Genomic DNA, 11668 nt, shown 5'->3' with positions numbered 1-11668 from the left:
CTGGCAAGGTTGAATTAGGCTGATACTCAGCCAGTAAAGCGCGCTGTTTATAGTAAGTGGTGATAGAGACATTATGGTGTTGGCAAAATTCGATATTAGTGCCACTAAACGAGCCGCGTTGTTGAAGTAGCATCTGCCACTGAGTAGTTGTTCTGTATGTTTTCATCACCTGCTCCAAATTTATCATTGAGCAGGTATTTTTAGACAATCAGAACATCGATGCTAGGTGTACTTCGCTAGACGCATACCCTCCGGGATCTATATATAGCAGAAGCACCCGATGTTCCTGTTGCGAAGAAAATGGTGGTCTGTGTGACCGCCGCAAGTACCGATCCCAATTGTTTATCAGCAGCGGTTAAGGATGTTAGCCCGAATGACCCGCGTTATTTAGATTCGTTTTATCGGCTCTATGGGGATGCTATTTGTGGGTTGATGGATAGCAGCAAGCGGGACTCAAGCATTGTTGCCATCTATGCACGTAAAGGCACTTACTCGGCTCAACAGGACATAATTATGAGAGGGATGAATGATACGTTTTCCAACATTTTGGAAAATGCCTCAAACGCGAACATGCTCAATAATAGCAACTGTAAATTTATTTCTGAATACCTTGCGTTAACCGCTACCCTGCAACTTATCGAAGATCTCCGTATTGCAGCCAGCAATATGAAGGACAGCAATACAACTCAACGAAGTGCATACTTAGCCAACATATTAGACAAAATAAAGGACATGTCTCAAGAAAAAGCAGACATCGAGTCCAAAATAACAACACTTAATGCTGCGATGGTAACTCAATTTGGTTATATATCCGCTATGAAAACGGGGCAGTAAGCATGTTAACACTCTATTCCCTTGGTGATATTGATTTAATGATAAAGATGGCTCAAGGGGCCGAACTAGCTTTTAGTAGCGGGGGGATTGCTAACAGCAAACTAATCGCAATAGGGTTTGGTATTACCTTATTGGTCTCGGTTTTTAAACAAGCCTTTGACCCACAAAAGTTTCATGTAAAAGAATTTTTTATTGCGTTATTTACCTACTTATTTTTAATGACCCCGAAAGTCGATTTCTATATTGAGTCAGTGCGTACAGGTGAAGTATCTCAATCCTTCACTTTGCCGTTCGGGATTGTTGCGCCAGCAGCTCTAGCCACCAGTATTGGTGGTGGCATATCTAAAGGGATGGCCGAGGCTTATTCCAGTATTTCGCCTAATTTTGACACCAAACCTGGAGCTAACATTGATCCATTAAAAGCGTTACTAAAAGCGCGATTTGTCGGTACATCGGAGGCTGACACAAGCTATTTAATGGTTGGGGAAAATGTATCGGCTTATCTAAAAAACTGTTATTTCGAAGATATTAAAAACAGTAAAACCACCGAAGGGCAGTCAAAGAGAGAAATTTACCCTGATTCAATTAATGAGGGTAAATTTGATTGGAACGAATTAAAAGTTACCTCTGGAAGTTGGTATACGCCTTACCACAACGTCAACAACAGAACGTATGGGAAATTGCTGTGTACTGATGTCCATAAATTGATTGGTGATGAGATCAAGGATGGTAGTGTTTGGGGTAAAGAAATGGAGCGCAGGGCAGCGGTTGAGTTTGATATGGCAAGTGCCCCGGATGTTCAAAAAACCTTGGAGTCGTTGACTAGAGATAACTCTAGTTTAATGGATTTGTACCGCGCAAATTTTGTTAATGCACTCATATCGAAAGTTGGTGCAACGATGAGTGATTTAGAACCTTGGGAGCGCATAGCGTTCCAGCAAGAATTTGATGGTATTCAACAGCGGCGCATGACCCAAGCGGCACAATCATCGTTTTTTCTTGAATCGGCACCCGCGCTGATCACTTGGTTTGAGTGTTTCATCTTCCTTGTTGCCCCTTTGATGCCACTTTTCTTAACCCTTGGCTCTAAAGGGTTGGCAATGGCCGGAAAGTTATTTTCATTCTTGTTAGCGGTGAATTTCTGGCCGATAATTCAAGTCGGAGTAAATCTGTACACAGAGCATTATTTTAGTAAGCTGATGTGTTCCCTCCCCGGAAACGATACCACTCAAATATCAAATTGTCTCATAAACCCTGAAATGCGGGACTGGTCGCTGGATTCACTCGGCGGTATGAATAGTGCCTATACAACGCTAGAAACTTTTGTATCTCAAGCCGCGATTATTCAAACAATGGTGCCGTCACTGGCAATGATGATCGTTTTTGGCGGTGTACATACTATGATGGCTGCGAGCCAAAAATCACAAATGGGCGCGAATGTTGATCCTAAAATTTCTTCACCACAAACCGTCAACAGTGACGGAAATACCGTTTCAACGGCTGGTTTTGCAATGCACCGCACAGCAGGTGGGGAGTGGATGGAAAGTCGTGTAGGTGCTGGTAATTCGAATGTTGGGACGGGCGGCAGCACTTATAACGCAACATCTGCCGGTGCATCTGCTATCGGTGCATCTAACTCTGAGGTCGCTAATATTACTAGGAGTAATACAGAAGCAAGCCAAGCGACTGCGGCGGCATCGAACCGTTTAGGTGAAGCTATCACTGACGGCAATGTGATCTCCAATGCTAAGAAAGCCGGGATATCTTATGATCAAGCTCTTGGGTGGAAAGCGGCCCAATCCGTAGGCACTGAGAACGGAGTCTCATCTAATGACACTCTTAATCAAATGAGACAGACAATTGCTGGAATGACAGAATCACAGGCCCAAAGTTTTGAAATGTCTGCCGGACTGTCTGTCGGTCCATCTGGCGGTCTACAAGGTTTATTAAAAACGCTTGGTGTAAATGCGGAAGCAGGAGTGAGCTGGAGAGATGTTCAAACACAATTGAAATCGCTGTCCAATACGGAAGGTTCAAGTAATACATCAATGTTGAGTGAGCAAGATGCTAGAAAGTTTGCAAAGGTCGCAGAAGAAAGCGACACCGAAGCAAATAAAAAAGTGTACGACGAATCTAAAGTTGATACTAACTCGAATGCTTTCCAGCAGAACGCAGCAAAAGAGGACGCAGTTGCAAAACAGAATAGTTCTAATGAACAATTAGCCGAATCAAAAGCTAGGGCAACAGAAATTCGCGAAGGCATTACTGCTAATGAAAACGCTGGAAGAAATAGCAGTATAAAAATGGGTGAGCTCATAACTTCTGCTAATAGTGGTCTATTTACTAGCCCTGAAACTTACAAACAAATAGCTAAACAAACCGCTGATGATGCCATGCGTGGTAAGTTCGGTGAGGCGTGGGATAGTGCCACTAAAGGCGCTGATACTCTCAAGTTTGATGAAACAAATCAGGCTTTAAATAAGGCTATGGCCGCCCCAAATGCTTCTGCGGAAGATAAGGCCAAATTTGGAGCTATGAAAGAATTTTTTGGAGAAAATCAGGCTCTATACAATAAAGCTAACGATGCTAATGCTATGAAAGCTATTTCTGATCAGGCGCAAACAATGATGCGTGGTGATGGTACACCTGTACAGATACAGGATATTGGTACTATTGCGGATCGCGGTACAAGCGCACTGGCTAAAGTAATGGCCGCGACACAAGACGAGCCGATGAAAGCGTCTGCGGTGACTAAATTGGCAGAGGGTGCCGCTGTAGGTTATGCAGCACAATATGGCTCATCCACCCCTAATCAAACGGGGCTTAATGTTTCACAAGGGCTTACCGAGATTGGACAGGCTCAAATTGTCGATTATGCGCCACCTAAGCTAACGTCAGGTGAACAGCAATTTAAAAATGACAACACCAATGCCTTTAATGCCGCAAACGCTAGAGTTGAGCAGGGTACTAATGCAATTCGTAGCGGGTATGATGATGCAGTAAACAATCGACCTACAAAGAGTGATTACGACAACACCCAGTTAGCAGCACCAACTAAATGGTCAGAGGAAGATAAAGCAAGGCTTAGTCAGTTAGATAATAATGGCCTTGCTTTAATGGAGAGAATCCAAAATATGTCAGCGGAAAATCGTGGTAATACACTAGGCGATACCGTTAATACGATAGCTGATGAGTTAAAAAATAAAAACTATGGAAGCCTATCAAATCAAGTCATTGATCGGGTAGCTTCTACCATGAAAAATGCCGAAAATTCCCCCGCTGAACTTGGTCGGATGTTATCTGATTATTCAGATGTCAACTCACCTGCTTACAAGAATGCTGGTCCTGATGCTAACCAGTATGCCCCTGTGATTGCAGCAATGGCAGGGATGGCTAGTAACTTATTAGGTCAATCACTATCAGGTAATAGCCTTACTAATAATGAAAGGCCATCAATTGAACAAGCTAAACAAGTATTTTCTGGTATAAGTGACATCCAAAAAGGTATCGATATTTCTGAAAATTCTTGGCAGGGAGAACGTAATAAAGCTGCTCAAGCAATTTCTATAGCAGCAGCAGGCGGTAGCAATGATGAACAGCGGTCAGCGGCTATTGTGGGGCAATATTTATCTGATAAGTTCAGTACAAATATGTTGCCAGAAGCTAAATTTAATGAGCTGTACAGTAATAGCAATCCAGAGTCGCCAGATAGAAATTCCGCGCTTGATATGAAAATACTTTCAGGTGCAGCTATGGGCTTGGTTGATAAGGCGATGGCTCAGGAATCTAATTCGCCAGCCGTCCAAAATCGCCTTGATTCAGCTAAACAATGGCTCGAACAGGTGAATGAGAAATTAGATTCTACTATGTCGGCTGGTAGTCATGGCGCACATGCAACCGCAGTTAAATATGCACAAGAGTACAGTAGTGCAACTGAGAATATAGCCTCGCTATCTAGCTTGACTCCTGCCTCTAAATCCGAAGTTCTCGATGGCTTTAATGGCTTTGGGGCTACCCCTGATTTAAGTGCCGCTCGGGGGCGTAACGAAAGCGCTAACGGAGAGGGTAGTAATGCTCGCTTAGAACAGGTCGCTAATAAACTAACGGATGGAGAGAAAGCTAACTTGTTAGATAACTTAGCCAGTTCAGGTGTGCCTACTTCTATCGTTGACAATATATCCCGAGGTATTGAGATCGCCAAAAGTCCGCCAATGGCCGAAGCGGGTAATTCAGCACCGGCTACCAATGGTCCTGCAGTGGCGCCAAGTGGTTCGGCTTCGGCGCCAATGGCCGAGTCGGGTAATTCAGCACTGGCTGCAAGTGTCCCTGCAGCGGCACCAATGGCCGAGGCAGGTAATTCAGCACTGGCTGCAAATGGTCCTGCAGCGGCGCCAAGTGGTTCGGCTTCGACGCCAATGGCCGAGGCAGGTAATTCAGCACTGGCTGCAAATGGTCCTGCAGCGGCGCCAAGTGGTTCGGCTTCGACGCCAATGGCCGAGTCGGGTAATTCAGCACCGGCGGCAAGTGTCCCTGCAGCGGCGCCAATGGCCGAGTCGGGCAATTCAGCACCGGCGACAAATGGTCTGTCACCGGCACCAATGGCCGAGKCRGGTAATTCAGCACTGGCTGCAAATGGTCCTGCAGTGGCACTAATGGCCGAGGCGGGTAACTCAGCACTGGCTGCAAGTGTCCCTGCAGCGGCGCCAATGGCCGAGTCGGGTAATTCAGCACYGGCTACCAATGGTCTGGCACCGGCGCCAATGGCCGAGTCGGGTAATTCAGCACCGGCTACCAATGGTCTGGCACCGGCGCCAATGGCCGAAGCGGGTAATTCAGCACCGGCTACCAATGGTCTGGCACCAGCACCAATGGCCGAGGCGGGTAATTCAGCACCGGCTACCAATGGTCTAGCACCAGCACCAATGGTCGAGGCGGGGAGTCATGGAGGTGTGCCACTCACGAGTCCAGATCCAGAGATACGTTATGTAGAGATTGGCAGCAGTTCTACAACCGCAAACGATGTTGGGAGTGCTAGTTCACAGTCAGAAAGCGTAGTACAGAATAATCCGTATTCGTTTGATGCAATGACTCCCGGCCATAATTTTTCAGCTATAGGCGGTTTCGGTAGTAATGTAGCTAATACAAACGTGAGCTTTGGTGGCGTTCTGGTTGATGGCGGCGTAAATGATGATGGGGCTGGTAGCCCACCGGACGGCAAGAATAATACGGGCAGTTCATCTAACCCACCCGTTAGAAGCTAGTTAGTGATTCAACTTAAATGGCACTCCTAATACGAGTGCCATTTTTCATTTGTGCAAGTCTAACTTGGTAAATTTGCCACCCGGAGAAAGTGGTTTAACCTATTCAATATGGTGCAGATAAAGGATGGAACAAATGAGTAAAGTAAGCATATTAGTAATTTTGCCTATTGTTTTGAATGCCATCGCGTTACCTGTGTTTGGCGTAAGTATGGATACTTACTCTGCGACAGAACATGGCGTTTGGGGTGTCAGTTACCTAAGAGAAACTGCGATTGAGTTCCCACAAAAAACCTTTAGTGAGTTTAAAAATCAATTAATCCAATCTGCTGTAAAAAAAGCAATTTATAACCAATTTATGCCACAAAACCAACAGGCATTATTGGTTAAATCTTCGGTTAACGATGGTTCTGTCACCGTTGATGTAATCGGCGCTAGTTCGTTCATGTTCTCTGTTAATAAGGCCGATTTCACTTATAAACCAAGCGGATCTAATCTAGCTGTTTCAGTCAACGTCACGGTTAGTATCAAAGGGATAGATGAAACCAAATCCTTAAAGCAGTTGGAGTCAGATGTTCACTTAGCCGCGCAAAACAAGCGACAATGGACACCGATTAATGGCCGTATTCAAGCTGAAAGAAGTGATCATATATTGGGGACTCCTAATAGCTTATTTGTGCTAGATGGGAATAATTTAGCTAGCGAGCCTTATGACTATAACAGCTCTTATATTGACGAGTTTGTCAGTTACTGGCAATTGAGGTTTAAGGTGATGCTGCTCTCTGCGTATGCAGAAAAAGGCTTGGTGTATGATCCTAAATGGGACGGTTATATGTTGGCTCAACTAGACACTGCTGTTGTGGGGATTGAGCGTAGCTTTAGTGATGTCCTATCTCACAATCGAGGTCAGAAAATTATCTATCCTTATGATTACTTTAAAAAACATTTGAACCAGTTTGTGTTCGTCTTTAGCGCAAGAAAACGTTGGTATGACTATTCTGAACTGGCAGATTTTAGGGTGGATAGTCAGGATGCTAATGGCGTTACTGTTAACATAAAAGATAAGTTATAAGGGAATGGACATGAATAAATTACTTTGTACTGCAAGCCTAGTTTTCTCGATGTTTACGCTACCCGTTATCGCAGGTGATAACGATTATCGTGGATATGGAATGTCTCGAATAGTTTTGAGTGGGAGTGATTACGCGGATTCACTGGCGCACAGAGCTAGTATAAATGCTGTTCAATATGCACTTTATGACGCTTTATCTAGGTCAGAGCGTAACATAAGTGATTTGTGGGCCGTTGTGATGGTTTTAAATTTATATCCTTTTGAAGTGCAAGATAGCGATTTGGTTTATGAGTTGGGTGTGATTGAAGGTCAAACTGAACATGAACCCGTATTAAGAATGGTGGCATCTAGCGTATTAACTTTGAGGGGGGGGGATATTGATAAAGCGTGGATTAAAGTAAATGAGTTAAAGAATAATCAAGAGTTCAAAAACGCATTTAACAGATATTCAGTTGCAATGAACACTAAAGGCTCGGGAGGTGTTGGTGAGTTGGTGGAGTCGTTAAAGGTCGTTGAGGCTATCGGGAATATAACTTACACGTTATACCCCCAATAGCTTTTACTTACTTTTACTTACGTAAAAAGTTGGACCAACCTTCCCATTTGTCCTTGTAAACGCGTTCTGGTGCAGAAGGTATTTGAGCTGCATCGCTATCACCATTAGCTTTAAGGTCGCGGTGTTTAGCTCTGAACTCAAGCATATTCGCGCAGCCCCAGGATTTAACAGTCCGCCTTGCCTTGGCAAAGGTCATGTATTTATTGTGCTTGACGAGAAAGTCTTTAAATTTAAGGTTGTACATCAAAGTAGGTGAGCTTGGCACAAAATCTGGTAATTGCTTACTATTTGCCAGCTCAAAAAACTGTGTTGATGTGGTGATATTGTTCTCTAAAAACCAGAGTTTAACTTTATCTAGACCACCTTTTTGTTTGTAGTCATAAGGTTCTGGAGTGCCTAAAAAGTGGTTCCAAGACTGCCACATTTTTTTTCGCGAGTAAAATGAGCGTGGATCAGTTGGGATGTTTCGAGGCTTTTCATTGTTTTCTAGGTAAGTGACCCATTCAGCCATCGTTTTTATTCCAGCATTTTGAGCAAAGTTGGATGCCGTTTCGTAACTAGCCCAAACGCCGCCTCTACTTTTAATGTCCAATGCTGAGCTTTGCTTAACAACTTTAGCAAATGGATCAAGCGCCCCCCATCCCTGCCATTGCTTCCTATTACCGTAAAATAGCGGTGGTGATGCTGGAATGAATTCTGGTCGGTTTGGCTGCTTAATGTATTTTAGCCAAGAGGCTCTATTTGTAATCCCTAGTGCTCTCATGTACTCCACCCAATCGGTGTAGCATAGAAATTGCTCCCCCTTTCGTGTGCGGATCATGCGTTCGCTAGATAAAACTGATGGCGACTTAACATTATTCGTATCAGTATCAGAAAGAGTGCTGTCAGATGCTGGGAACTTTAAGACATTACTTTTCATAATTTTAAGACCTATTTTTAATACGGCTTTGCACTAGGCTTGGCGCGTTAATTATTCAAAAAAAATTATATTTGAATGTTTTGTCATATTAATTATAGGGCTGCGCAAATAAAACACAATTTTTATATTTCACTCACTAATTATTTTTTGTTTATCTTTGACATGTAAATGTTGAGCTCAGGAATTAGTAAGTCTTTTTCAGGGGTTGCGTCTAATCTCTTAGCTCGTTGTTTTGGTTCACTAATGCTCTGTAAGTGCTTAACATTTATCTTGCTATCCGAGAATATAAGCAGAGGGGTTTGGCCGCTGATTTGCAATTTTTCCTTGCTGTCCTCTATGCTCCAAATGTTGTATACAGTTGTCGGTATGACATTTCTTTTTACTTTAAACTGACAAATTTCCTTTTTATCCTCAAAGATTTTTTTATACTTCGCGGCGCACTCAGCCGTAATGATGTTGGCTTGCTTCGCTGACGTCACCCGTGTCTGGAAGTTTTTTTCGCTTAACACTCTCATTCCGCTACGCATGTTCCATGATGCTGAAATTGTTGAGTCTTTTTCGCACACAATTGAATGTACTTTTCGCGTCAGCATAACCAGCGAGCACAGTGGATTGTGATTATCTAAAATTGTACGTAACTGACTTTTGTCTACATTCGCTGTTAATGATTGTATTTGCTCTTTTGTTAAGTTTACGTCTGAAATAAGTTTGATGCACTTGGGGTAGTCACTCATTTTCAATACTAAAATCCCCGGAAAAATTGCTGTCCTACCTGTTGATTTTTCACGAGTTGTTGTTTCCATTAACGCAGCACTAATCCAGCCGCGAGCTTTCTTATTTTTGAAAACAATAGGAGTCACTTCATGGTTATCCCCTGCGGTTTTTATGTGGTAGTAATAAGCCTGCAAACTTTGGACATTTAAGATGTACTCGGCTAACGAAAATAATTGATTTGATAACTGGATGTACAGTCTCTCAAATGAGCTTATATTACTTTTTGAATCCCACATTATTGCCCCGTGCATTCCGCAGTGGTTGAAATTGTGTTACGATGCACTTAATTATTTTAATTAAAAATGTGTGTATTTAGTCAGGAGATTTATGCAAATCCGACTTGTTATTATAATCGTGCCGTTTCTGCTTTCATCATGTACTTTGTTTGATACTGACGATGCTCCTATAAATGTTGTTAACACTGGTGCGTCTGCTGCTGTTGCGGCTTGCAATACAGATAGCGTTTGCACTTCAAATCTTATCAATATCAATGATGTATTATCTCACCCCCCTCGCGCAATGAAAACAGCGGATTTGGCTTACAAATTAGAATTCTCGCGTGATGCGGCCGTTAATGACGGACGCATAGAGTTTTTAAACTATTACCGTGATGTTTATCGGAAAGTTGTCTTGCAAGCGTATGGGGAGTCTTTACCGGCAGCCCCCTTATTGGCCGTTCGTGAGCCGAATAATTTTGACAAGCAAGCACAGATAATAATCAACCAACCCGCTGACCGTACATTATATTTCAATTTCGATTCAGATTTATTTGAATTTAACCCCGATGCATTAGCGTTGATTGCGATACATGGTAAGTATCTAAGACACACAAACGCAAGAGTGATGATTGCTGGTTTTACTGACTCCGTAGGCTCTGCTAGTTACAACATTGAGTTGGGTAGATTGCGAGCAGAGAGGGTTAAGCAGGAGTTGATAAATTATGGAGTGAGCGATCATCAAATCAGTGTAGTGAGCTATGGAAGTAATTACACACCGGCGTTAGATAGTGTTGCGGAGCTTGCCTTGTGGCGTAAGACAGTGTTTTATTATTGATTGTAATTAGCCATTGTTTAATAAAGGCTAAGTGGTGACTTTGCGTAAATTTGCATGGTTGATAAGTCGTGCTCTAATACCTTAACAAATTTAGTTAGGGGTAGGTCATGCAGGCAAGTCAATATAACCAACAGTCTGAACGTTCTCAGTTAAGCCCTTCTCATTATGCTCGATCAAGTCAGGCTAATCATGGGGTTCAACCACCCGCTCGAAATAATGTTGATTATTCCCTTAGCCCCCTTAGTCAATATCAAGGTGCTGACTACGATCACTATGCGAGCAATGTTGCTCCAACTCATCACCCTCAAGCGCCTGTTTCGTCCGAACCTGTACAGCACTTAGAACATCAAGGACAAGAGCTAAAATCAGTTGAGTTTGAGCGCGGCGTTAAAATCCACGGCACTAAAGCGGCGTTGACTATCATTGGCTCAACCACTAAAAGAGGGGTGCACACCCTCAACATAGAAGGTGCTAACGCATTGGGGGGAGGGAGTAAGCAGTTTGCGTGGAAGGATAAGACAATCCTTCAAATTACAGCAGCAGAATACAGGCATTTTTTAGCCGTCTTATTCGGCTTTATGTCCAGTTTAGAGTTTAAATCACATGGAGTTCAGAAAAATAAGAGCTTAGTAATTAAGCGCCAATTAAACGGCTTCTTTTTCTCATTAAATGAAGGTGGTAAGCAGTCTAAAGCAGTTCCGGTTAGTTTTGATGATGCCTATCTGTTGGGAATGTATGCGCTCGATGTTTATGCTCGCAATTATCCTAATGTTGACTCAATGGCATTGCTCAGATGCGTTCAGATTTATGCTGGAATGTCGTTGAGCCCACCCCAAGCCTAATCATTCAGCTATACACTGAATAGGATAAGCTCAGTGTATAGCTTCAAAACGTATTCAGTAAAGTTCACAAGTTTGGAATGGGTAGCGGGTGAGTGCTAATAGCTCCTGCTGTATATACCCAATCAACCTGAAGATGCGTGGGTAAAGAGCTGAAAATTATCATTGATCCGCGACGCTAAACTTTCACCAATATCGGGTAATGTTTCTTTGAAAAATTTATCCAGTGCGGACCTGAAATCTCGCTTATTTTTGAAGTACACGCTGTTCCTCGCGTGCTCATTCATGACCTTCCACAGTCTTTCTATCGGATTGAGGTTCGGGCTGTAAGGCGGTAAATAATGCAACTCAATATTGTGCGAA

9 protein-coding genes are annotated in these 11668 nt (G+C 43.2%); 6 read left to right on the top strand and 3 right to left on the bottom strand.

Annotated elements, in window-relative coordinates; all coding sequences use genetic code 11:
* Positions 1–312 precede the first annotated feature (312 nt).
* From L5M38_RS23120 to L5M38_RS23105, 4 genes are all read left to right on the top strand, one after another.
* Positions 313–834, top strand: a complete 522-nt coding sequence (locus L5M38_RS23120) for a hypothetical protein (protein ID WP_263180433.1) — start codon at positions 313–315, stop codon at positions 832–834.
* Positions 835–836: 2 nt separating this feature from the next.
* The gene (locus L5M38_RS23115; RefSeq protein WP_263180432.1) at positions 837–6095 is read left to right on the top strand and encodes a conjugal transfer protein TraG N-terminal domain-containing protein; all 5259 of its coding nucleotides are present in this window, start codon (positions 837–839) and stop codon (positions 6093–6095) included.
* A 133-nt stretch (positions 6096–6228) separates the two neighbouring features.
* On the top strand, positions 6229–7164 hold the full coding sequence (locus L5M38_RS23110; RefSeq protein ID WP_263180431.1) for a hypothetical protein: 936 nt from the start codon (positions 6229–6231) through the stop codon (positions 7162–7164).
* Between the two features lie 10 nt (positions 7165–7174).
* Positions 7175–7720, top strand: a complete 546-nt coding sequence (locus tag L5M38_RS23105; RefSeq protein ID WP_014620373.1) for a hypothetical protein — start codon at positions 7175–7177, stop codon at positions 7718–7720.
* A 13-nt stretch (positions 7721–7733) separates the two neighbouring features.
* Here L5M38_RS23105 and L5M38_RS23100 read toward each other — a convergent pair whose 3' ends face one another.
* Together L5M38_RS23100 and L5M38_RS23095 are read right to left on the bottom strand one after the other, a co-directional pair.
* Positions 7734–8639, bottom strand: coding sequence for a hypothetical protein (locus tag L5M38_RS23100; protein WP_263180429.1), 906 nt, complete (start codon positions 8637–8639; stop codon positions 7734–7736).
* Positions 8640–8779: 140 nt separating this feature from the next.
* The gene (locus L5M38_RS23095; protein ID WP_263180428.1) at positions 8780–9649 is read right to left on the bottom strand and encodes a DNA replication terminus site-binding protein; all 870 of its coding nucleotides are present in this window, start codon (positions 9647–9649) and stop codon (positions 8780–8782) included.
* A gap of 91 nt (positions 9650–9740) precedes the next feature.
* Here L5M38_RS23095 and L5M38_RS23090 point away from each other — a divergent pair, with 91 nt between their 5' ends.
* Positions 9741–10466 carry an OmpA family protein gene (locus L5M38_RS23090; protein ID WP_014620376.1) on the top strand — a complete coding sequence of 242 codons (726 nt, stop codon included), beginning with the start codon at positions 9741–9743 and terminating at the stop codon, positions 10464–10466.
* Between the two features lie 107 nt (positions 10467–10573).
* The gene (locus tag L5M38_RS23085) at positions 10574–11308 is read left to right on the top strand and encodes a hypothetical protein (RefSeq protein ID WP_014620377.1); all 735 of its coding nucleotides are present in this window, start codon (positions 10574–10576) and stop codon (positions 11306–11308) included.
* Between the two features lie 122 nt (positions 11309–11430).
* Here the strand turns inward: L5M38_RS23085 and L5M38_RS23080 are convergent.
* Positions 11431–11668 (bottom strand): transposase (locus L5M38_RS23080; RefSeq protein WP_263179589.1); only part of this gene is annotated, 238 nt, incomplete at its 5' end.

Origin of the sequence: Shewanella sp. SM101, assembly GCF_025654465.1 — a bacterium.
Classification (GTDB): Bacteria; Pseudomonadota; Gammaproteobacteria; order Enterobacterales; family Shewanellaceae; genus Shewanella; species Shewanella oncorhynchi.
The sequence above is the reverse complement of the archived record's forward strand: the minus strand, read 5'-3'. Positions and strand labels throughout refer to the sequence as shown.

Excerpts from the sequence above, each read along its gene's own strand:
- L5M38_RS23105 (WP_014620373.1), top strand. The coding sequence starts at position 7,175 with ATGAATAAATTACTTTGTACTGCAAGCCTAGTTTTCTCGATGTTTACG.
- L5M38_RS23090 (WP_014620376.1), top strand. The coding sequence starts at position 9,741 with ATGCAAATCCGACTTGTTATTATAATCGTGCCGTTTCTGCTTTCATCA.
- L5M38_RS23095 (WP_263180428.1), bottom strand. The coding sequence starts at position 9,649 with ATGTGGGATTCAAAAAGTAATATAAGCTCATTTGAGAGACTGTACATC.
- L5M38_RS23100 (WP_263180429.1), bottom strand. The coding sequence starts at position 8,639 with ATGAAAAGTAATGTCTTAAAGTTCCCAGCATCTGACAGCACTCTTTCT.
- L5M38_RS23085 (WP_014620377.1), top strand. The coding sequence starts at position 10,574 with ATGCAGGCAAGTCAATATAACCAACAGTCTGAACGTTCTCAGTTAAGC.
- L5M38_RS23110 (WP_263180431.1), top strand. The coding sequence starts at position 6,229 with ATGAGTAAAGTAAGCATATTAGTAATTTTGCCTATTGTTTTGAATGCC.